We start from the raw sequence: 21,369 nt of genomic DNA, 5'->3' as shown, positions 1-21,369 counted from the left end.
CCCGAGGGGGGACGACGCGCCGGTTCGCCGCGGCGCTGTCGCGGGCGGAGCGCGGCTCCGCGCGCACGTTTTCTGTGCTCACCATTCACGCGGAGTGCCAAGGAGCGGATCAGATGGCCAACTTCTTCAAGTCGAACGTGCCGCAGTTTTCGGTCGATATCTACCAGAACGAGTACCTGCCCGAGGACGGTCGCGAGGTGAACGCGATCGTCACGGTGACTTCCACCGGCGGCGGCACGACCGGCGGACTGCCCCTGGGCCCCACCGCCGCCGTGGTGATCATGGTGGACTGCTCCGGTTCCATGGACTACCCGCCCACCAAGATGCGGAACGCGCGGGACGCGACGGCCGCCGCGATCGACACGGTGCGCGACGGCGTCGCCTTCGCGGTCGTCGCCGGCACCCACAAGGCGGTCGAGGTCTTCCCCGGAAACGGGGGGCTGGCGATCGCCGATCCGGTCACCCGGGCGCAGGCGAAGGACGCGCTGCGCGGGCTGACCCCGGGCGGCGGCACCGCGATCGGCACCTGGCTGCACCTGGCCGACCAGCTGCTGGCCACCTCCGACGTCGCCATCCGGCACGGCATCCTGCTCACCGACGGACGCAACGAGCACGAGAGCCCCGAGGCGCTGCGGGCCGCGTTGGACGCCTGCGCGGGCCGCTTCACCTGCGACGCGCGCGGGGTCGGCACCGACTGGGAGGTCAAGGAGGTCACCGGCATCGCCTCCGCGCTGCTGGGCACCGCCGACATCGTGGCCGATCCGTCCGGCCTGGCCGCGGACTTCACACGGATGATGGAGACCGCGATGGGCAAGGAGGTCGCGGACGTCGCGCTGCGGCTGTGGACCCCGCAGGGCGCCGAGGTGCTGTTCGTCAAGCAGGTCGCGCCCACGGTCGAGGACCTGACCGGCCGGCGCACCGGGGTGAGCGCGCGGGCGGGCGACTACCCGACGGGCTCCTGGGGCGACGAGTCCCGCGACTACCACGTCTGCGTACGGGTGCCCGCGGCGGGAGTCGGGCAGGAGATGCTCGCGGCCCGGGCCGCGCTGGTGCTGCCCAACCCCGACGGGGGCTCCCCGACCACCCTCGCGCAGGGGCTGGTGCGCGCCGTGTGGACCGACGACATGTCCGCTTCCACCTCGATCAACCCTCAGGTGGCGCACTACACCGGGCAGGCCGAGCTGGCTCAGGTGATCCAGCAGGGCCTGGATGCTCGCAAATCGGGTGACTGGCACGGTGCGACGGCGAAACTGGGCCGCGCCGTGCAGCTCGCCTCCGCCTCCGGGAACGAGGACACCGCGAAACTGCTTTCGAAGGTGGTGGACGTGGTCGATGCTGCGACAGGTACTGTGCGACTTAAGGCGAAGGTCGCGGAGGCGGACGAGATGACCCTCGAAACCCGTTCCACCAAGACAGTTCGCGTCAAGAAGTAGCAGTAGAGCAGCAAACAACAATCACAAGCGGTACAAGAGGGGGAATCACCGACATGGCGACCTGCCCGAACGGCCACCAGTCGGCGGCCGACGACTGGTGCGAGGTGTGCGGCCACCGCATGTCGGGGACGGCCGTGCCCCCCGGAGCCGCTGTACCGCCGCCGATGCCCATGCCGGGCGCGCCGCAGAACCCCGGCGGTTACGGCTACCCCGCCCCGCAGCAGCAGTCGGACGCCGCCTTCCCGGCGGAGCTGTGCCCGCAGTGCCGTACGCCCCGCGAGGCGCAGGCCCCCTTCTGCGAGGAGTGCCGCTACAACTTCCTCACGCACTCCCCCACGGCGTACTCCCCGCCCGCGCCGGGCGGCTTCCGGCCGCCGTCGCTGACGCCCGCGCACCCTCAGCCCCACGCCCCGCAGGGCGGCGAATACCCCGGCCAGCACGCCGGCCGGCAGCCGCACGCCGGTCCGCACGCCGGCGGCCCGTACCCCGGCCAGCTCCCCGGGCCCGGCGCCGGCCAGATGCCCGGACAGATGCCCGGCCCCGGTCAGGGTCAGGGCCCCGGTCCCGGCCAGATGCCCGGCCCTGGTCAGGGCCCCGGGCAGGGTCAGGGTCCGGGCCACGGCCAGGCGTTCAACGGTGAGGACGACTGGACGCTGCCCCCGCCCGGCGGCGCCCCCGCGTCCGCCGCCCCGGGCCCGGCGGCACCGCCGGCCGCCCCCGCCCCGGCCTTCCCGACGCCGGGCCACGGCCCCGGCCCGGTGCCGGGCCACGGTCAGGGTCCCGGTCAGGGCCAGGGTCAGGTCCCGGGCCACAGTCAAGGGCAGGGCCACGGTCAGGGGCAGGGTCACGGTCCGATTCCGGGCCCCGGTCAGGGCCCCGGTCCGTACCAGCCGCAGCCGGGCCCCGGAGGAGCACCGTTCGGGAACGACGACTTCCCGGGCGCCCAGGCGCAGCACCAGCAGCCCGGACAGTTCCCGCCCGGCGCGGGGGCTCCGGCCCCGGCGCCCGCGGGCTGGGTCGCGGTGATCGCGCCGGACCGCGAGTACTTCATGGCGATGATGCACCGCAGCGGCCCGGAGGCCGCGGGGCTCAACCTCCCGGCGTACTCCCCCGAGCAGCAGCTGCCGCTCAACGGCCCCCAGATCACCATCGGCCGCCGCCGGAACAGCACCGGCGAGTCCCCCGACATCGACCTGGCCCGTCAGCCGGAGGACCCGGGCGTCTCGCACCAGCACGCGGTGCTCGTGCAGCAGCCGGACGGCGGCTGGGCCGTCGTCGACCAGGACTCGACGAACGGCACGACCATCAACGGCGCCGAGGAGCCGATCCAGCCTTACGTCCCGGTCCCGCTCCAAGACGGCGACCGCGTCCACGTCGGAGCCTGGACGACCATCACGGTGCGACGCGGCTGACCGGCTGGCCGGCTGGCCGACTGGCCCGATGAGAGACGAAGCGGCCAAGCGCCTTCCAAGCGCTTGGCCGCACTGCCGTTCCCTCCGCGACGGCAGTGCGGCTTCCGGCCAGGTCTTAGGACTCCGGTCCTCGGTCGGCCATCTGAGAACATGGAGGGGTGATGGAGATTCCGCGCGGCACGCTTCAGGAGCAGACCTTCTACGAGCAGGTGGGCGGCGAGGAGACCTTCCGGCGCCTGGTCCACCGCTTCTACCAGGGGGTCGCGGAGGATCCGCTGCTGCGGCCCATGTACCCGGAGGAGGATCTGGGCCCGGCCGAGGAGCGGCTCGTCCTCTTCCTGATCCAGTACTGGGGCGGCCCCCGCACCTACAGCGAGGGCCGTGGCCACCCCCGGCTGCGGATGCGCCACGCGCCTTTCACCGTGAACCGCGCCGCACACGACGCATGGCTGCGCCACATGCACGACGCCGTGCGGGAGCTCGGGCTCGCTCCCGAGCACGAGAAGCAGCTGTGGAACTACCTCACCTACGCCGCGGCATCCATGATCAACACCCCGGACTGACGCCGGGAACGCCGGAGCAGACAGCCGTCAGGCCGGGCTGACCGGCAGGGCCGACAGCCCACCGGTACGGACCGCGACGGAGCCGTACGGCGTGCGCAGCCGCAGCCAGCCCCTGGCCGCCAGCAACGCGATCTGCCGCTGCGCGGCACCGCGCCCTTCGATCGCCTGGACGACCGCGGTCGTCGCTGCTCCGTGGGCGCCCGTCGTCAGTGCGGCGCCCGAGCGGACACCGGCACCGGCTCCGACACCGGCCCGGACCCGCACCGGCCCGAGGAAGCCCAGCGACTGCGCCGCGTGCACCGCACGCAGCGGCAGTCCCGTCTCGCCCAGGGTGCGGGACCAGATCTCGCGGCCGATCCGGTCGCGCTCCGCGCGGGTTCGGCGCTCTTCGGGGAGCTGCTCGTCCCTGGCCCGGAACTCCGCGACCGCGGAGGCCACCGCCGCACGCATGGCCGCCGTGTCGGGCAAGCCCTCGACCGGGCGCCAGCCGCCGCGCGGCGGCAGCACCCCGGCCCACGGCGGGCCGGTGACACTGTCGGGCACGACGACGCTCAGCGCACCCGGCAGGCTGCCGGAGCGCTGGGCCCGCGCCGTGTCCAGCGCGTCCGCGAACTGGCCGGCGGAAACCGTGACGTCCAGCTCCGCGACCGGGTCGGTCAGCCGGGCGGTGCGGATGGCGAGCACCTCGAAGGACGGCGGGCGGCCGAAGACCGCGAGCACCCCGCCCGTATGCGGCGCGGGCGCGGCGCCGGCCTGGAGCCGCACCGCGGCCGCCCGGTCGTAGTGGATCAACCGCGCCAGGAAGGCGGCCAGGTCGGCCGCCTCCCGGTCGTCGGCGAAGTGGAGCTCGGGGGCCGTCATCAGACGACGGCCCCTTCCGGCTCCCGGTCCTGCCGGTCCTGCCGGCCGACGGCCGTGCCACCGGCCGCGGCGGCCTCCTCGGCGGCGCCGGACGCCTCGCCGGTCGCCTCGGCGGCACCGGCCGCCGGGACCGGCTTGGCCGACCGGGCCGACCGGCCCGCCTTGGCGGACTCGGCCGGCTCCAGATACTCCCGCAGGAATCCCTGCTCCTCGGACGTGATACGCCGCGGGCGGCCCTGCTGAAGGTCGTAGGGGACGATGACGGTGGACGCCCGGGCGTACACCGCGTCCTCGTCCTTGACCTCGTAGGCCAGAGTCGTGAAGGCCGAGCCGATCTTCGTCACCCAGGTCTCGATCGTCACCGGCGCGTGCCGGTGGACGAGCGGCTTGAGGTAGTCGATCTCGTGCCGGGCCACCACGACCCCGCCCGTGAAGGCGTCACTGCCGCCCCCGGGTGCCAGCCGCCACATGAAGTCGACGCGCGCCTCCTCCAGGTAGCGGAGGTAGACCACGTTGTTCACATGGCCGAACGCGTCCATGTCGGCCCAGCGCAGGGGGCAGGAGTAGAGATGGCGGGCCATGATCAGCCCCGGGTGAGCTTCTTGTACGTGGCGCGGTGCGGACGGGCCGCGTCCGCACCGAGACGCTCGATCTTGTTCTTCTCGTACGACTCGAAGTTGCCCTCGAACCAGAACCACTTGGACTCGCCCTCGTAGGCGAGGATGTGGGTGGCCACGCGGTCCAGGAACCAGCGGTCGTGGGAGACGACCACGGCGCAGCCGGGGAAGTCCAGCAGCGCGTTCTCCAGCGAGGACAGCGTCTCCACGTCGAGGTCGTTGGTCGGCTCGTCGAGGAGGAGCAGGTTGCCGCCCTGCTTGAGGGTGAGCGCCAGGTTGAGGCGGTTGCGCTCACCGCCGGAGAGCACCCCGGCCGGCTTCTGCTGGTCCGGGCCCTTGAAGCCGAACGCCGAGACGTAGGCGCGCGAGGGCATCTCGACCTGGCCGACGTTGATGTAGTCCAGCTCGTCGGAGACGACGGCCCACAGCGTCTTCTTCGGGTCGATGTTGGCGCGGGACTGGTCGACGTAGGAGATCTTGACCGTGTCGCCCACCTTGATGTCACCGGCGTCCGGCTGCTCAAGGCCCTGGAGCATCTTGAACAGCGTGGTCTTGCCGGCGCCGTTCGGGCCGATGACGCCGACGATGCCGTTGCGCGGCAGGGTGAAGGACAGGTCGTCGATGAGGACCTTCTCGCCGAACGCCTTGGAGAGGTTGTTGACCTCGACCACGACGTTGCCCAGGCGCGGGCCCGGCGGGATCTGGATCTCCTCGAAGTCCAGCTTCCGGGTCTTCTCGGCCTCCGCGGCCATCTCCTCGTACCGGGCCAGACGGGCCTTGGACTTGGCCTGCCGTCCCTTGGCGTTGGAGCGGACCCACTCCAGCTCTTCCTTCAGGCGCTTCTGGCGCTTGGCGTCCTTCTGGCCCTCCACCTTGAGGCGGGCGGCCTTGTTCTCCAGGTAGGTGGAGTAGTTGCCCTCGTACGGGTGGGCGCGGCCGCGGTCGAGCTCCAGGATCCACTCGGCGACGTTGTCGAGGAAGTAGCGGTCGTGGGTGATCGCGACGACGGTGCCGGCGTACTTGGCGAGGTGCTGCTCCAGCCACTGGACGGACTCGGCGTCCAGGTGGTTGGTGGGCTCGTCGAGCAGCAGCAGGTCGGGGGCCTCCAGCAGCAGCTTGCAGAGCGCGACGCGGCGCTTCTCACCACCGGAGAGGTTGATCACCGGCCAGTCGCCGGGCGGGCAGCCCAGGGCGTCCATGGCCTGCTCCAGCTGCGCGTCCAGGTCCCAGGCATTGGCGTGGTCCAGGTCCTCCTGGAGCTTGCCCATCTCCTCGAGCAGCGCGTCGGAGTAGTCGGTCGCCATCAGCTCGGCGATCTCGTTGAACCGGTTGAGCTTGCCCTTGATCTCGGCGACGCCGTCCTCGACGTTCTCCAGAACGGTCTTGGACTCGTCCAGCGGCGGCTCCTGGAGCAGGATGCCGACGCTGTAGCCGGGCGACAGGAAGGCGTCACCGTTCGACGGCTGCTCAAGACCGGCCATGATCTTCAGCACCGTGGACTTACCGGCGCCGTTGGGGCCCACGACACCGATCTTGGCGCCGGGCAGGAAGCTCAGCGTCACGTCGTCGAGGATCACCTTGTCACCGTGCGCCTTGCGCGTCTTGCGCATGGTGTAGATGTACTCAGCCAAGAGAAACCGTCCGGCATCTGTAGGTGTCGATGCGCGGCCGAGCCGCGCGAGGGCAGATACACCCCATCTTGCCGTACGACAAGCCCGCGACGGAAACGAGTAGCTCAGCGCACCGGCCCTCAGCTCTGACCTGCGGCTGGCCGATCAACGTCTCGTCGCTGTCCGTCAACATCGGTCACCCGTGAGCGGCCTTCCGCGGCCCAGGGACGGCCCAGCGGTGATGGGCGACCGGATCCTCGCCCTGCACTTCGGCGAGCACCGCGCACCGCGGCCCCGGGGCGCCGATGGCACTCCGGGGCCGCTGGGCCTCACCGTCTCAGACGGTCACCGGGCGGTCACTCGCCGGCGGTCGTCTTCTTCTTCCGGAGGAAGAAGACCGCGCCGCCGCCGACGGCGACGAGCGCCACCGCGATGCCCGCGATCAGCGGAGTGTTGTTGCTGCTGCCGGTCTCGGCGAGGTCGCCGCCGTCGGTCTCACCGCCGGTGGTGCCGCCGACCGAGGCCGGGCTGGGCTGGTTCGAGGGGGTGTCGCTGCCGCCGCCGCTGCTGGAGGTCTTGCAGTCCAGGACACCGGAGAAGGTCTTCTCGAAGCCGTTCGGCCCGGTGATGGTGAACTCGTACGCCTGGTCCTCCTTCACCGGGACGGTGATCGTCTCGGACTTGCCGGCCTCGACGGTGTGCCGGGTGCCGGCCAGCTCGAAGGTGAAGGCCTCGTCGCCCTTGTTGGTGGCGGTGATGTCCACGCCGCCCTTGGCGCAGTTCTTCTCGGCGGACAGGGCGGGTATGGGACCGCGCTTCGCCCAGTTCGCGGTGGCGACGGCGGAGACGGTGCTCTCGCTGGATCCGGCCAGGATCTGGGTCTGGCTCTTGGTCTCGCTGGCGAACGCGCGACCCACCGGGACCTTGGTGGCGGCCTGTGCGGTCAGCGAGGTGGCGCCGTCCGGGGTGCCGGCCGGGACGTCGAAGTAGAGCTCGCTGCCGTCGACCGCGCTGGTGACCGGCTTGCCCTTCTTGTCGACGACCTTGACGCCGGAGGCGGCGGAGTCGCCCGCCGGGGTCACCGCGACGCTGCCGGCGTTGGTGTGGACGGTGATCGGTCCGAGCCGCTCCCCCGACTTGCCGGAGACGGCCGGCGGGGTGAGGCTCAGCGACGCCTTGGGCTCCTCCAGGCTCCGGGCGCTCTTCTGGAGGTAGTCGGCGAGCTTCTCGGCCGCGGGGTCGACGGCCTCGACGTTCGCCTTGTCGGAGAAGCGCCAGATGGCGACCTGGGTGCCGGCGGCGGCGGTCTTCTCGGTGAGCGTCCCGGACCCGGCCTTGGCGGCGAGCGCCGACAGGTCGTTCACCTGCGGGTAGGAGTTCTGCAGGATCCAGCGGATCTTGCCCGCGTCGGCGTTGTTGTGCAGCGAGGTCGCGTCCCAGGGCTTCTCCTGGTACTTGGCCTTGTTCTGTGTGGGGTTGTGGATGTCGATGCAGTAGGTCTGGATGGTGCCGCCGTTGTCGACCGCCATCTCGAAGAGACCGGCACCGACCTCCTGGTCCCCGCCGTCGTTGTGGATGACCGCCTGGTCGAAGACCTTGAGGCCGGTCAGCGTGGCCGTGGCACCGCCCTGGTCGGGCGCCGCGTCGTCCGCCATGGCCGGCCCCGCCACGGCTATCGCGCCCGCCGCGGCCAGCCCGGAGGCGAAGACGGCGGCAGCAAGGCGGGCAGCGCCCCGCCTCCTTGAAGCGATCATGATTTCCCCTTCGGGCGAGCACAGGTCGTCGGTTGTGCCTCGCCGGCGAACTCAAAACTCCATAAGCCCCGTTGGCACTCAGGGATCCTAGGGAGAAAGAACCAGCCGGTCCCCACGCAGACGAGCGGCTAACCGATCCGAATCGGAATCGTTATCGCCAGAACCGATCCGTGACCTGACGTTATCGATAAATCTCCGGTCATCATGGGGCGGTTGCCCCGGTCAGCTGCGGTTTGGCCTGGGAAACCCGCCGAAACGCCGCCGTGCCGCGCGCGAGGTCATGGCCCACCGCCACCGCGTCGATCTCCGCCGAGACCCAGCGAGCGCCCGCCCCCTCGCCGGTCTTCGCACCGCTCGGCTCCGGCGCGCCACGGGATTCGGGCACGTCACGCCGCTCCTCCCGGACCCGCAACCTCCCGTGCACCACCAGGGGTTCACCGATGGTCACCGAGGCCGCGACATTCGCCGCCAGATTCCGCCACGCACAAACCGTGTAGAAACTCGTCGGTCCGTCGACCCACGATTCGCGCGCCCGATCCCAGCGACGCGCGGTCACCGCGATCCGGAAGCGCGCCACTGCCGAACCGGACGCCGTCTCCCGGAAATCCGGCCGGGTCGCCACATTTCCCACCACCGTCACCAAGGTCTCGTTCACCGGACCGCCCCCCGTTTCATTTCTCCTGCGGCGCACCGACGTCCTTGCGGGTGCGCCGACGTCCTCGCGGTGCACTGCCGTCCTCGCGATGCGCCGACGTCCTGATGCGCCTCATGGTGCCGACGTCCGCCACACCTCGCGGGGACCTGTGGACAAGGGCGCGGTTGTGGACAACTCGGCCGCACGATCAGGGGAGTACGCAGGGCCGGCCATCACCATCGCGCCGATGCCGGCGTTGCGAAGGTATGACCGACTTCCCGTCAGCTCACTCCGCCCGCCGCGACGGCGTACTTCTCCCGCACCTCGCGGTAGCGCAGGAGCTCCGCCGCCACCGGCTCCAGCACACGCGCCCGCCCGCAGCCGGCGACCGCGTCCCGCAGCCGCCGTTCCACCGTCTCCCCGTATGCGCGGGCGGGTCCGCGTGCCGCCAGCGCACAGCCCCAGGCCAGGGCCGGGCCGCCCGCCACGCCCGCCGCGAGCAGCAGCGCGGGCAGCCACCACGCCCCGCCGAAGACACCGGTCACCGAGGTCAGCAGCCAGCCGACCGCCACCACCTGGACGACCAGCAGCGCCACTTGGAGCGAGGCCGCCACCGTCCACCAGGTCGGGCGGGCGAGCCGCCCGCTGGGGGCCGCGGCGCCCATCGCCTCATCGACGGCTTCCGGCAGACCCTTGGCGCCGCGGCGCGCCGCCTCACGCACGGCCTGCGCCCAGGGCGCGGGCAACCCGGTGGCCGCCTCGTCGGCGAGGGCGCGGACCGCCTCGTCCACCGCCGGCCGGGCCGCGACGGGTTCGGTGGCCACGCCGCCCGGTTCCTTGGCCTCCGAGCGCCGGCGCGGCCATGGCCTTCCGCAGGCGCGGCCCGCCTCGCGAAGCCAGACGCGCTCCGCGGTCCGGCCCACCGCCGCCGCCCCGGCCGCGTCGGCCAGCCGGTCCTCGAAGTCGTTGCGCGCCTGCTCGGTGAGTCCGGCCCGGCCCCCGTCCGCCACGTACGCGGGGCGCAGCCGCTCGGTGGCCCCGTCCACATCGGCGGTCAGCCGGCGCTCCGCGGCAGCGCACTCGCCGACGAACCGTCCGAGTGTCTCGCGCAGTTCGCCCATGCCCCGGCCGGTCAGGGCGGACACCGGCAGGACCGTCGCACCGGGTTCACCGTGCTCGCCGAGGGCGAGGCCGTCCTCGTCCAGCAGTCGCCGCAGATCGTCCAGGACTTGATCGGCGGCGTCGCCGGGCAGCCGGTCGACCTGGTTGAGCACGACGAAGGTCACCTCGGCGTAGCCGGCCAGCGGGCGCAGATAGCGCTCGTGCAGCACGGCGTCCGCGTATTTCTCCGGGTCCAGCACCCACACCACCGCGTCGACCAGTCCGAGCAGCCGGTCGACCCGCTCGCGGTGTCCGCTCGCCGCCGAGTCGTGGTCGGGAAGATCGAGGAGGACGAGTCCGCGCAGCCCCGCGTCGTAGGGGTCGGCGGGGCGGAGCCGGGCGTGCGGGGCGATGCCGAGCCGGTCGAGCAGCCCGTCGGCGTGGTCGGTCCAGGTGCAGGCGAGCGGCTCGGCCGTGGTCGGCCGCCGGACGCCCGCCTCGGACAGCGGCGCCTGGGCCAGCGCGTTGAACAGCGTGGACTTGCCGCTGCCGGTGGCTCCGGCGAGGGCGACCACGGTGTGGCCCAGCGAGTAGCGGCCGCGCGCCGCCGCCTCGTCGAGCACCCGCCCCGCCTCGGCGAGCGCCCGGCGGTCCAGGCGGCTGCGGGAGAGCCCGACCAGTTCGCGCAGCGCGTCCAGGCGGGGCCGCAGCGTCTTGGTGGTGCCGGCCGCGCGGGGGTGCGGGTCGTAGACGCCGAAGGCGCTTCCGCCTCCGTCCAGCTCGCCCCAGTGGTGGTGGTGGCTGCCCGGCCCGGGCGGGGCCGCGTCCGGGCGGCCTTGGGTTCGGGCCCAGCCGGGGGCCCTCGGCTCGCTGTCGTCGGAATCGTTCGGTGCGGTGGTCGTCGGCGGGCCGCCACCGTCCGCTTCGACAACGGCAGGGGGCGTGGCACGCCGGGCGATCAGGCCGTCGTCCCAGCCATGCGGCGCCGCCTGGGGGAGGGACGCGGCGGGATCGTCGCCGAGCCGGGTCCGGGGCACGCCCGCCGTGTTGCCCGCGTCCACTCCCTCCGCCACACCAGGCGGGTCGGCGGCGCCCAGGGGCCCCGACGGTCCGTCGTGCGGCGCCCCGCGCCCGAGTGTGTCCCCGCCGACCGCGTCGGTGCCGAGCATCTCCCCGCCGTAGGGCGCTCCCCCATACCCCGGCAGCGGACCCTCCGTCGTCTCGGCCGTCTCGTCCCTGCTCTGCTCCCCGGCCCCGCCGCCCAGGGAGCCTTCGGTCATCCCGGCCCGTTCCTCGGGGGCCAGGCCACCGGGCAGGCAGTCGTGCGGAGCCCGATCGCCGGACAGGTCGTCTCCGGGCAGCCGGTCACCCGGGCGCGGACCCATGGCCGTCACGAGGGTCACCTCTCCTTCTGCAGTACGGACAGCGCGGCGATCAGCCGGACCTGGTGCTCAGGGGTGATCTCGAGGGCGTCGAGCGGCCCGAGCCGGCGGTCCCGTTCGGCCTCCAGCGCCTGCCCCAGGCAGTCGCCGAGGAGCTGCCCGCCCCGGTCACGCAGCCGCAGCGCGCCATGCACGCCGAGCGTCTCGGCGAGGGTCTCGCCCGCCGAGCGGGCCCGGCGGCCGCCGAGCAGGGCGGCGGCCAGCAGGGCGGCGATCGCCTCCGGGGCGAGAGCACCGCCCCGGTCCGCCGCGCGGGCCTCCCGCACCTCTTCCTCGGCCAGCTCCTCCACACAGCGCCGCCAGCGGCGGGCCACCACGCCGATGCGTTCGGCGGCCCCGGCCGCATCGCGCGGGGCGAGTCCGGCCCGGGCGACGGGGTCCCGGCCGCCCGCGCGCGCGATCTGCTCATCGGCGGCGGCGGCCGCGCTGCGCAGCAGCGTGGCCAGGGCGTCGGTCAGGGCGGTGAGCAGTTCGTCGGCTGTGCTGTCGGCCGGATATCCGTGCCAGTGGGTGAGTGCACCGCCGGCGAGCGCCGCGCCGGAGTCGAACTCCCGCCGCACGCATTCGGCCGCCGCCCCGTAGGCGTCCTCCACCCGCTGCACCAGGCGGACCGCCGCGGCGTACTGGGCGGCGGCGGCCGAGGCGAGGGCGGGCATCCGGGAGCGCAGGGAGGTGATCATTCCGACGGCGGTGCGCTCCGCCGCGGTAGCCCGCACCCGGGGGTCCCCGGCGCACTGGGCGAGCCAGCTCCGCAGCGCGGCGACGGCGGTGGCGGGCAGCAAGCCGGAGCCGCCGCCCGCGGATTCGGGCAGCTCGGGGATGGTGAAGCGGGGTACGTCGCCGAGTCCGGCGGCGGTGAGCAGGGCGGCGTACTGGCGTGAGACCTCGGCGGCGACCTGGTGCGGCACCCGGTCCAGGACGGTGACCAGGGTCGCGTCGTACTCCTTGGCGGTGCGCAGCAGATGCCAGGGCACGGCGTCGGCGTAGCGGGTGGCTGTGGTGACCAGGATCCAGATGTCGGCCGCGCAGATCAGCTCGGCGGCGAGTTCGCGGTTGTGTGCGACGAGCGAGTCGATGTCGGGGGCGTCGAGCAGCGCCAGCCCACGCGGCAGCGCCTTGTCGCTCTCGATCCGGATCTGCCGCTGGCCGGCGTCCGCCGGGTGATCGTCGGGGTACACATCGTCGTTCGCGTCGGTCTGCGCGGGCACCCAGACCCGGGCGAGTTCGGGCAGCACCCGCTGCCCGGAGAACCAGTGGTGATCGTCGGGGTGGCAGACCAGCACCGGGACCCGTGTGGTGGGCCGCAGCACCCCGGCCTCGGTGACACGCCGCCCGACGAGGGAATTGACGAGGGTGGACTTGCCCGCCCCCGTCGAGCCGCCGATGACCGCCAGCAGCGGTGCCTCCGGGTTGCGCAGCCGGGGCACGAGGTAGTCGTCGAGCTGGGCGAGGAGCTCGGCCCGGTTCCGGCGGGCGCGGGCAGCGTCGGGCAGGGGGAGTGGAAAACGTGCGGCGTCGACGCGGTCGCGCAGTGCGGACAGCGTGTCGAGCAGTCGGGGCCGTACGTCCAAGATCGCCACGTGTGCAGAATGCACAATTTTGGTGGCGTTTTGAAGCGTATGGGGGCCCACACGCGGCGAATGCGACCCGCCCGGATCACCGCAGGCAGGGCACCAGGGGCAGGAACGAGAGAGTCCCAGGCATAACGACTACACAACACCCGCCCCTAGAGGGGTGAAAAACGATGCAGGATTCGTACCTGCCTGCGATTATCAGGACCGCTTCACCGAACCTCCACAACGTGCCACGGAGGTGAAGCAACCGGGACGAGGTGTACGGACCCCTATTCTTGTCCCCGGCAAGGTCACGGATCCGCCGAACCCGGCCACGGCACTACGGCCCGCACGGCGCGGAACCGCAGACGACCGGGGGCATTCAGCGGTCACGGCCACCACCCACCGGCCCCCGTAGCTCAGTGGATAGAGCAGGCGCCTTCTAAGCGCTTGGCCGCAGGTTCGAGTCCTGCCGGGGGCGCAAACAATGCCTCACCAGCGGAAACGCCGGTGAGGCTCTTTCATGTCCGGAAGCACATCGCTCTTAGAGCAAGCGCCTTGACTGTCCACGATCGTGGGCACCATGGTTCTCCCATGGACGAGAACCGGTACAACCTCGGCCCCATGGTCACGTCCTGGCTGCGGTCGCTGAGGGCACAGAACAAGTCCGACAACACCATCCGGATCTACCGGAACGCCGCGAGCAAGTTCGCCGCGTTCTTGCTCGACGCCGAGGACGGTTACCGCCCGGCAGCCGACCAGGACGGCAACGAGGGCAGGCCGGCGCCGACCGACCTCGACGAGATTCACCGTGAGCACGTTGAGGCGTACATCACAGCGACCATGGAGCGCACCAGCGCGAGCAACGCGCACAACCACTTTCGGGCGATAAAGACCATGTTCAATTGGATGGTCGACGAGGAGGAGCTCGACCGCTCGCCCATGCGCACCATGAAGCCGCCGACGGTCACCGAGAAGGAGGTGTCCGTCATCCCCGAGAAAGACCTCAAGAGGCTGTTCGCGGCCTGCAAGGGCAAGACGTACGCCGACCGGCGCGACACTGCCCTGTTGATGCTGTTCCTCGACACAGGGGTGCGACTCTCGGAAGCCACCGACAGGCGAGTCGCCGACCTTGACCTCGATCTGATGGTCTTGCAGGTCCTCGGCAAGAAGAACAAGGTTCGCAGCGTGCCGTTCGGGCGGGCGACGGCGACCGCCTTCGACCGGTACCTGCGGGCAGCGGCGAAGCACAAGGGCAAGCCACTGACCGACGACATGTGGCTGTGGTGGGGCGACCGTAAAAAGATGCATCGGCTCACCATTTGGGGTGTCGGCACCATGGTCGAACGACGCTGCAAGGAAGCGGGGATCGACCACATTCACCCGCATCAGTTCCGGCACACCTTCGCGCACCTATGGAAGGTCAACGGAGGCAACGAGGACGACCTCATGCGGATCACCGGATGGTCGTCCCGCCAGATGCTCTCGCGGTACGCGGCGTCGGCCGGCGCAGAGCGGGCGCGGGCAGCCCATGCACGACTGAGCCCCGGCGACCGGCTCGACTGAGCCGGCACCAGGGCGTCATGCGGCGGCGTTGGTGGGGGGTTAGGCACTCACGCCGCCGCGGCGGCTAGGCAGTTCGCCGCTCTACTTCAAGGTGGCCCGCGAGATGCGGCACTTGCACACACAGCAGTGCGAGCGCCGCAGCCTCGTCGATCTGCCGAGGATCATGAGCGAGCCTGATGTGCGTCCCACAATCCCGGTACATCACGGGCGTTCCCTCGTCGAGGTCGACCGATTCGACTCGAACATGCGTCAACAGACCCCCTGACCCGCGTGGCTCTCCGGACAGCCCGGATCGCACTTGCGTTCGAAACGCGCGAGGTCAGGCCACCATACGCCCGATGCCCGTGTTGCCACAGCGCTCACACGCGTAGCGATGGGTTACCGGTTGGTTGTAATAATTTCGTGAAGAATTGGATCAGACCAAGGGTTGTCACGCTCCGGCAGCACGGTCTTCCTCGGCGGCCCAGCGTTCCGCCACAGCCCGAGCCTTTGCATCCGAGCCGGGCTCGACCGCGAGGGCTCGCAGCACCGTCGCTGGGGCGCCGCCCTTGAGCTCCTCGGCTGTATAGCCGATCGCCTGGAGATGCGCCGCGGCGGCGACGACCTCGCGGGGCAGTTCGAGGCCGGCCGCGAGGGCCGAGACGAGCGCCGGCGTGATGACGTAGTTCTGCCCGGCGACGATCTTCGCAATCATGCTCTTACTCGGCGCCCACCCGGTATCAGGGTCCACGGCGACGGCGGCGAACTCGCGAGTACTCCGCCGCTTCCCCGCCCCGACCTGTTGCTGCACAAGTTCGGTGAGTGCGTCGCGCTGCTCAGGCATCCTCCCGCCTCTCCGAACATATGTGGTCCACGCCCCCCGTGGGGGTGTGTAGGGAAATTCGCTGATCAGGGGCACAACCTTCCGGGCCCCGCGTGACATTGTCCACGATCGAGGGCGGCAGTGGACCGTCAGGGGCGAACTCCGGCGCAAAAGTGCCGCGACAGTTACCTGCCCACGATCGTGGACAGCGCATGAGCGGTGTGCTTTAGTGAGGGTGTCCACGATCGTGGACAGCACCTCGGAGGCGCCCTGATGAACCCTGCCCGGCTCCGTCTGACCGACAGCGATCTGCTGCGGCTACTGATGCGCTGGGCACCAAAGGGCAGGCAGATGACCATTCGGGAGCTTGCGGATCAGACAGGCACCTCGAAGAGCAAGATCGGCGCCCTGTTGTCGGGTGAACGCGCGACCGTGACGCCCGACATTGCTAAGCGCATATGCGCTGCACTCGAAGTACATGAGCGCGCGCTCTTTTTTCAGCCACTGCCCACGCCCACGGGCGAGGGCAACCAGATCGGAGGAGAGCAGCATGAACGCGACCGAGCGATCGATGCGCATGAGGCTCGCAGCTCACAAGAGCTGGGCGAGCACGACGGACCGGTCGGCCCGCACCGCCCCCGCCCGACGCGCCAGCCACTACACACGGTTCCTGGCGAAGGCGCGCGAGTTGCACCCGAACGCGAGTGAAGCGCAGATCGAGGCGGTTGCCGAGTCGCTGCGCAAGGCGCACTACACCGAGCTCTCCCTCAAGTCGGCGCAGGCGCGGCGGATCAAGCGCGAGAACGCGAAGACCGCCCGCCGGCGGCAGCAGCTCGACGAGCTCGCTCAGTACCAGGCCACCAAGAACAGCGGCGCAATCGCGGCGTAGTCCCTGACGCGAGTCGGGGCCGACCCGGACCGGCATCCGGAGCGACCCCTGTCGGCTCGCACCCCACCAACCGTCAGAAAGTGAGGCGAGAGCCGTGAGTGCTCAGCCTATCGAACACCCCTCGATGAAGGACTTCGCCAGGAAGAGCGACAACCGGATCGCCGTCGAGGCGATGCTCAACCGTCTCTCCCTGCCCGCCCCGACCACCGTCCCGCGGCCCGACGCGGTGCACATCACCGTGACCGACGTCGACGACCTTGGCGCGTGGGTGTTCGCCCTCGGCGGCGACGTGCGGCGCGGCCCCAGCACGGACGGCGCGGCGCTGTGGACGCTGCACACCACGACGCCCGCCCGCAACGACGGCTCGACGGTCACGGTCCTGGTGCACGCCGTCGTCGTCGACGGCGACGAGGTGCTCGTCGCCGTCCGGCAGGCGGTCACCGCATGAGCCGGAACCCGAACATCGACCGGGCGGCGCAGGTCATCGCGCACGCGCTCGTGCACGGCACGTCGGCCGACATCGCCCTCGAAGTTGCGCAGGCGCTCGACGACGCCGCGCTGCTCACCCACCCGTCGGCAGCCGACCCGTTCGCCGTCCCGGGCCGGAACCGCCCGGCGCCGAGCCCGGCCGCCCTCGCCGCGCTCGCCGAGTGCCGCAGGGCGAAGGCCGCGGCCGAGACCGCCCGCACCGAGGTCGTCGAGATGCCCGGCGAGCCGTCCGTAACCGCGGCCGGTGGCGAAGTCCGCTTCGTCGTCCAGCCGCGATCGCTCACCGACTGGAAGCACTGGACGCTCTCGCTCGGGATCGACGACGCGCAGTCGCACAGCACCGGCACCGTCATGACTGCCCGCTTCACGTACCGCGGGGTCCGCGCCCGGATCGTCGGCGTTGGTGTCCCCGCGCTGCTCGGCGACCGGCTGCCCCGGTCCGCTTCGAAGGGCGGTCAACGTGGATAAGCAGACGACGACGGCCGAAGGGCCGTTCCGCATCACCGTCGAGCCGATTTCGGCGGGCGTGACCCTCGGCATCGAGCCGTTCGTGCAGTCGGTGATGCACGACGCCGTCGAGCTGCTGCTCGGCGACGAGTTCGCCGAGCGCCTCGACGAGATCAACGAGGCGCAGCCGGCCGACCGGCACACGGTGCAGCGCCCGGCCGAGCTTCTCTTCGAGCAGCTCGTCGCCGATCTGACGGACCGTGTCGGCACGCGTGTGCCTGTCTATGGGGTGCAGGTGCTGCGGCTGGCCGATCGACTGCGGGAGCGGGGCGAGAACCTGCCGGGCGCCGGGCGAGCCGCCCCGGAGCGTGATGCCGCGTGAGTTCCAGAAGCGGTGCCGACCGCGACGGCGGTACGCGATGACTGATCCTCGTCACGCCGTGGCGACCGAGCGGGGTCGGTTCTACACCGACCCCGCCGGCGGAACCGACCTGATCTCGGTAACCAACGTCATCAGCACGGCCGTTGCGAAACCCGCCCTGGTGCCCTGGGGCGCCGGACTCGTCGCCGACTACGTGATCACGAACCCGATCTCGGTCGCGCGCCGCGCCCGCGCCGAGCGGACGGCGTTGCGCCGCGAGCTCGTCGCGCAGCCGAATCGCCACCGGGACCGCGCGGCGAACCTGGGCACCCGCGTGCACCATCGGGCGACGGCGATCGTGCTCGGCACGCCGTACCCGGCCGACCCCGAGGTCGAGCCGTACGCGCAGCAGCTCGCACGGTGGTTCCGTCTCTGGCGGATCGACTTCGAGCGGGACGTCGAGGCCATCGAGACGACCGTGCTCAACCGGAAGCACGGGTACGCCGGGACCGGCGACTTGTGGGTGTGGTTGCCGACCGGCCGTTTCGGGCGCTGGCAGCTCTGGTTGATCGACTACAAGACGAGCGCGAAGCGCCCTGCGACCAGCGTCTACCCCGAGCAAGCCTTTCAGCTCGCCGCCTACCGGCATGCCGAGGTCGCGCTGCTGGCGGACGACTCCGAGGTGCCCGCGCTGCGGCCGCACCGGACCGGCGTGCTCAACCTGCGGCCCCGCTCGCACGCCCTCGTCGAGCTGCCGAGCGGCCGCCCCGTCTTCCGCGCCTTCCTGGGCGCGCTGCGGACGACGGCGTACCTGCACGGCGCCCCCGCCGACTACCCCGTCGTCATGCCGCCCGCGCATGCGGGTCGGCTGATCCGAAAGGCGGCCTGATCATGGGCTCGCGAATCGTCACCATGAAGCGGCAGGCGGCTGAGCTCGGCCGGATCCGCACCGGCTACAGCCGGCCGAACTCCGACCCCGACAAGCGGCCGATCCCCGTCAAGAGCAAGACGTTCGTGCTCTCGTCGCACTCCCGCGAGTACATGGTGCGGGCGGCCGAGGTGTATGGCGGCAGCGTCGAGCAGTGGACGCCGCAGAACCAGACCATCGCGCAGTACCGCGTCATCACCGAGGCGACCGAACTTCAGGCGATCCTGCCCGCCGGCGACCCGCTGTCGCAGGCGTACGAGATGTGGTCGGGCGGCGGCTGTGCCCGGCGCTGCGACGGCGAGACCGAGCAGCTCAGCCGACGCCCGTGCCTGTGCCTGGCGCAGTACGGCGACGACTGGCACCTGCGGTCCCCACGGGAGGTCTGCCGCCCGACCAGCCGCATCAACGTCATGCTGCCGGACCTGCCCGACCTCGGCGTCTACCGGCTGGAATCCAAGAGCTACTACGCGGCCGATGCCATGGCAGGCGGGATCGACACCGTGCTGCGGGCCACCGGCGGGCAGTCGTTGATGCCCGTCCGCATGTGGATCGAGCAGCACACGGCCGTGCGGAACGGCAAGACGAAACAGTTCCCGGTCGTCAAGGTCGTGCCGTCGCTGCCGAAGCTGCGGCACGCCCTCGCCGGGCCGCTGTCGACGGCGGCCGCCCTGGATCCCGGCACGCTGGTCGACCGGCCCGCGATCGAGGCGCCGCGCCCCGACTACCTCGACGAGGCACGGAAGTGCCGGACCAAGGGCGAGGTACAGGCGCTGTGGCGCCGGGCGGACACCGCCGGGCACGGCTCGCCCGAGCTGCTCGACCAGCTCAAGAAGATCGCGACGGACATCGCGCGGGGCGTCGACCCGCACACGGGCGAGATCGGCGACCAGGACGACGAGGACGGTCCGGACGAGGACGGTCCGGACGACGACGGCGCGTACGAGGCCGAGATCGTCGAGGACGGCAGCGAGCCGCCGACGGCGTACCCGGCGGCCGCGTGGCCCGAGGTCGCACAGCCGGGCGGGGGTGCCCGGTGACGCACTGGCACCTCTGGCGCATGTGCGCCTTCGACCTTGAGACGACCGGCGTCGACGTCGAGGCCGACCGCATCGTGACAGCAGCCGTGATCGGGCTCGGCAGCTCGAATGGCACCGAGCCGGCGTCGTGGCTGGCCGACCCGGGCGTCGAGATTCCCGCCGAGGCGGCCACGGTGCACGGGATCACGACCGAGTACGCCCGAGCGCACGGTGCACCCGCGGCAAAGGTCGTCGAAGAAGTCGCCCGAACGCTGACGATCCAGATCAGGCAGGGCGTGCCGATCGTCGGGCACAACGTCGTCTACGACCTCACGCTGCTCGATCGCGAGTGCCGCCGGTACGAGCTGCCGACGCTGCTCGACCGGGTCGTCGACGACGTGCTGTGGCCCGTGATCGACACACGGGTGCTCGACACTCACGCGCTGCCATACCGGCGCCGGGTCTCGAAGGACCAGGGCGCGCGCGTGCTCAAGACCCTCGCCGGCGTCTACGGGTTCACGTGGGACGACAAGGGCGCGCACGGCTGCGAGTACGACGCGTTGCAGGCAGCCCGGATCGCCTACCGGATCGGGTGGCTCGCCCACACCCCGCCCGAGCACTGGCCCGAGCACATTCGCGCCGACCGGCGGCAGCGCTTCGCCGACTTCGCCGGGCTTGACCTCGAAGCGCTGCATCACCTGCAAATCCGGCTCGCCAGCGAACAGGCGGCCGGGCTCGAAGCCTACTTCCGCAAGTCGGACCCGACCGCCGTCGTCGACCGGTCGTGGCCGCTCCGTCCCTGGGTGGGTGAGACCGCATGACCCCCAAGATCAGACTCTTCGACCTCGACGAGTACGCCCTCGTCGTCACCATGCGCACGACCGGCGAAGTCGAGGTGATCGACCCGCGCATGTGCGACGCGGCCGCGGCCGCCGTGCTGCGCAGCATCGCCGACCAGCTCATCGCCGCGCACCCGCCGTACCCCTGCACGCCGGGCGCCGAGGCCGAGCCGCAGCACGATGGAGTCGACGAGCCGCTCGACGGGCGGCACGGTGTCCTCGACGTCGACCGGGCGGTGTGGACCGACGGGCGCGGGCACCGGTGGGACCTGTCCCTCACGTGGGGGGACGTCACCGACCGGGCGTGGCGCTGGACGGGCATGCTCGACCGCGTCGGCACGCCGATGATGCGCACCGCCGACAGCAGCGAGCACGAGCCGCTCGACGTCGTCCGAGCGCTGTACGGCCCGATCGCCCCGCTTCCCGTCGGTGCGGCATGACGACCACCGTCCCCGGGCTGGTCGCCCCGGGCGCCCCGTCGCCGCTCGCCGACGCCCTCACCGTGCCGGGACTCCGGGTGATCGGGCTCGACCTCTCGCTGACGAGCACCGGGGTCGCGCTGCCGGACGGCACGACGTACCGGATCAAGACCCGGGCGAAGGACGGCGACCGCCGGCTGCTGCACATCCGGTCGGACGTCCGCGACGACCTCGCCGAGCACCGGCCGCACCTCGCCGTGCTCGAAGACCTGCCGAAGCACGCGATGGCGGCCGGGATCACGGCCATGGTGCACGGGGTCGTGCGAGCCGAGCTCGTCGAGGCCCGTGTGCCGTACGCGCTGATCGCCCCGGCGACGCTCAAGAGCTACGCCTGCGACCACGGCAGCGCCGACAAGAGCCGCATGGCGGCAGCCGCGTTCCTCGCCGCGGGCGCTGAGTTCCCCGACGACCCGGGCGGCGACCAGTGCGACGCGTGGTGGCTGCGCGCGGCCGGCCACGACTGGTGCGGGCTCCCGCTGTTCGAGCTGCCGAAGGTGCAGCGCGACCGGCTGACGAAGGGCAAGTGGCCGGGTGCCTACCGGCAGCGCTACGGGCGGCACCCGGCGTGAGCGC

Annotated in this window: 20 protein-coding genes, 1 tRNA gene and 2 pseudogenes; 15 read left to right on the top strand and 8 right to left on the bottom strand. The window is 71.7% G+C overall.

Translation table 11 applies throughout. The features are described from left to right. Positions 1–113: 113 nt before the first annotated feature. The 3 genes from AC4BDD_RS20215 to AC4BDD_RS20205 all read left to right on the top strand — a co-directional run bounded on the left by AC4BDD_RS20215 (position 114) and on the right by AC4BDD_RS20205 (position 3,408). Positions 114–1,433, top strand: a complete 1,320-nt coding sequence (locus tag AC4BDD_RS20215) for a vWA domain-containing protein (RefSeq protein WP_490686862.1) — start codon at positions 114–116, stop codon at positions 1,431–1,433. A 53-nt stretch (positions 1,434–1,486) separates the two neighbouring features. After that, positions 1,487–2,845 carry an FHA domain-containing protein gene (locus AC4BDD_RS20210; RefSeq protein WP_490686861.1) on the top strand — a complete coding sequence of 453 codons (1,359 nt, stop codon included), beginning with the start codon at positions 1,487–1,489 and terminating at the stop codon, positions 2,843–2,845. Positions 2,846–3,003: 158 nt separating this feature from the next. Next, positions 3,004–3,408, top strand: coding sequence for a globin (locus AC4BDD_RS20205; RefSeq protein WP_490686860.1), 405 nt, complete (start codon positions 3,004–3,006; stop codon positions 3,406–3,408). A 27-nt stretch (positions 3,409–3,435) separates the two neighbouring features. On the opposite strand, the gene AC4BDD_RS20200 is transcribed toward AC4BDD_RS20205, so the two are convergent. From AC4BDD_RS20200 to AC4BDD_RS20170, 7 genes and pseudogenes are all read right to left on the bottom strand, one after another. Then, positions 3,436–4,269: a DUF8010 domain-containing protein gene (locus AC4BDD_RS20200; RefSeq protein WP_490686859.1), complete on the bottom strand. Its 834-nt coding sequence runs from the start codon at positions 4,267–4,269 to the stop codon at positions 3,436–3,438. A 158-nt stretch (positions 4,270–4,427) separates the two neighbouring features. Continuing rightward, positions 4,428–4,850: pseudogene (locus AC4BDD_RS20195) on the bottom strand (acyl-CoA thioesterase); the annotation flags it as partial. A 2-nt stretch (positions 4,851–4,852) separates the two neighbouring features. Continuing rightward, positions 4,853–6,517, bottom strand: coding sequence for an energy-dependent translational throttle protein EttA (ettA, locus tag AC4BDD_RS20190; RefSeq protein WP_490686858.1), 1,665 nt, complete (start codon positions 6,515–6,517; stop codon positions 4,853–4,855). A gap of 335 nt (positions 6,518–6,852) precedes the next feature. Next, positions 6,853–8,250 carry a Cys-Gln thioester bond-forming surface protein gene (locus AC4BDD_RS20185; RefSeq protein WP_490686857.1) on the bottom strand — a complete coding sequence of 466 codons (1,398 nt, stop codon included), beginning with the start codon at positions 8,248–8,250 and terminating at the stop codon, positions 6,853–6,855. Positions 8,251–8,452: 202 nt separating this feature from the next. Then, positions 8,453–8,905: a single-stranded DNA-binding protein gene (locus AC4BDD_RS20180; RefSeq protein ID WP_490686856.1), complete on the bottom strand. Its 453-nt coding sequence runs from the start codon at positions 8,903–8,905 to the stop codon at positions 8,453–8,455. Positions 8,906–9,165: 260 nt separating this feature from the next. Further along, positions 9,166–11,154: a GTPase gene (locus AC4BDD_RS20175; RefSeq protein ID WP_490691853.1), complete on the bottom strand. Its 1,989-nt coding sequence runs from the start codon at positions 11,152–11,154 to the stop codon at positions 9,166–9,168. A 230-nt stretch (positions 11,155–11,384) separates the two neighbouring features. After that, complete coding sequence (locus tag AC4BDD_RS20170) at positions 11,385–12,998, bottom strand: dynamin family protein (protein ID WP_490691852.1); 1,614 nt, start codon at positions 12,996–12,998, stop codon at positions 11,385–11,387. A gap of 390 nt (positions 12,999–13,388) precedes the next feature. Here AC4BDD_RS20170 and AC4BDD_RS20165 point away from each other — a divergent pair. Both AC4BDD_RS20165 and AC4BDD_RS20160 read left to right on the top strand, forming a co-directional pair. Further along, positions 13,389–13,461: transfer RNA gene (locus AC4BDD_RS20165), tRNA-Arg, on the top strand. Between the two features lie 113 nt (positions 13,462–13,574). Beyond that, the gene (locus tag AC4BDD_RS20160) at positions 13,575–14,546 is read left to right on the top strand and encodes a tyrosine-type recombinase/integrase (RefSeq protein WP_490686855.1); all 972 of its coding nucleotides are present in this window, start codon (positions 13,575–13,577) and stop codon (positions 14,544–14,546) included. 430 nt (positions 14,547–14,976) lie between these two features. Here AC4BDD_RS20160 and AC4BDD_RS20155 read toward each other — a convergent pair whose 3' ends face one another. Beyond that, entirely contained in the window at positions 14,977–15,369 is a 393-nt protein-coding gene (locus AC4BDD_RS20155) for a hypothetical protein (RefSeq protein WP_490686854.1), read from the bottom strand. 252 nt (positions 15,370–15,621) lie between these two features. On the opposite strand from AC4BDD_RS20155, the pseudogene AC4BDD_RS20150 reads away from it, so the two are divergent. From AC4BDD_RS20150 to AC4BDD_RS20105, 10 genes and pseudogenes are all read left to right on the top strand, one after another. After that, a pseudogene (locus tag AC4BDD_RS20150) lies at positions 15,622–15,774 on the top strand (helix-turn-helix domain-containing protein); the annotation flags it as partial. A 124-nt stretch (positions 15,775–15,898) separates the two neighbouring features. Then, positions 15,899–16,237 carry a hypothetical protein gene (locus AC4BDD_RS20145; RefSeq protein WP_490686853.1) on the top strand — a complete coding sequence of 113 codons (339 nt, stop codon included), beginning with the start codon at positions 15,899–15,901 and terminating at the stop codon, positions 16,235–16,237. Between the two features lie 94 nt (positions 16,238–16,331). Next, positions 16,332–16,685, top strand: a complete 354-nt coding sequence (locus tag AC4BDD_RS20140) for a hypothetical protein (protein WP_490686852.1) — start codon at positions 16,332–16,334, stop codon at positions 16,683–16,685. Continuing rightward, positions 16,682–17,194 carry a hypothetical protein gene (locus tag AC4BDD_RS20135; RefSeq protein WP_490686851.1) on the top strand — a complete coding sequence of 171 codons (513 nt, stop codon included), beginning with the start codon at positions 16,682–16,684 and terminating at the stop codon, positions 17,192–17,194. The genes AC4BDD_RS20140 and AC4BDD_RS20135 overlap by 4 nt, the downstream gene beginning before the upstream one ends. Next, positions 17,187–17,555: a hypothetical protein gene (locus AC4BDD_RS20130; RefSeq protein WP_490686850.1), complete on the top strand. Its 369-nt coding sequence runs from the start codon at positions 17,187–17,189 to the stop codon at positions 17,553–17,555. The genes AC4BDD_RS20135 and AC4BDD_RS20130 overlap by 8 nt, the downstream gene beginning before the upstream one ends. A gap of 37 nt (positions 17,556–17,592) precedes the next feature. Next, positions 17,593–18,423: a hypothetical protein gene (locus tag AC4BDD_RS20125; RefSeq protein ID WP_490686849.1), complete on the top strand. Its 831-nt coding sequence runs from the start codon at positions 17,593–17,595 to the stop codon at positions 18,421–18,423. A 2-nt stretch (positions 18,424–18,425) separates the two neighbouring features. Further along, complete coding sequence (locus AC4BDD_RS20120) at positions 18,426–19,499, top strand: recombination directionality factor (protein WP_490686848.1); 1,074 nt, start codon at positions 18,426–18,428, stop codon at positions 19,497–19,499. Continuing rightward, positions 19,496–20,299: an exonuclease domain-containing protein gene (locus AC4BDD_RS20115; protein WP_490686847.1), complete on the top strand. Its 804-nt coding sequence runs from the start codon at positions 19,496–19,498 to the stop codon at positions 20,297–20,299. The genes AC4BDD_RS20120 and AC4BDD_RS20115 overlap by 4 nt, the downstream gene beginning before the upstream one ends. Continuing rightward, positions 20,296–20,757, top strand: coding sequence for a phiSA1p31-related protein (locus AC4BDD_RS20110; protein WP_490686846.1), 462 nt, complete (start codon positions 20,296–20,298; stop codon positions 20,755–20,757). The genes AC4BDD_RS20115 and AC4BDD_RS20110 overlap by 4 nt, the downstream gene beginning before the upstream one ends. Next, complete coding sequence (locus AC4BDD_RS20105; protein WP_490686845.1) at positions 20,754–21,365, top strand: hypothetical protein; 612 nt, start codon at positions 20,754–20,756, stop codon at positions 21,363–21,365. The genes AC4BDD_RS20110 and AC4BDD_RS20105 overlap by 4 nt, the downstream gene beginning before the upstream one ends. The last annotated feature ends 4 nt before the right edge of the window (positions 21,366–21,369 follow it).

This window comes from Streptomyces sp. JLBT605 (genome assembly GCF_058215555.1).
The sequence above is the reverse complement of the archived record's forward strand: the minus strand, read 5'-3'. Positions and strand labels throughout refer to the sequence as shown.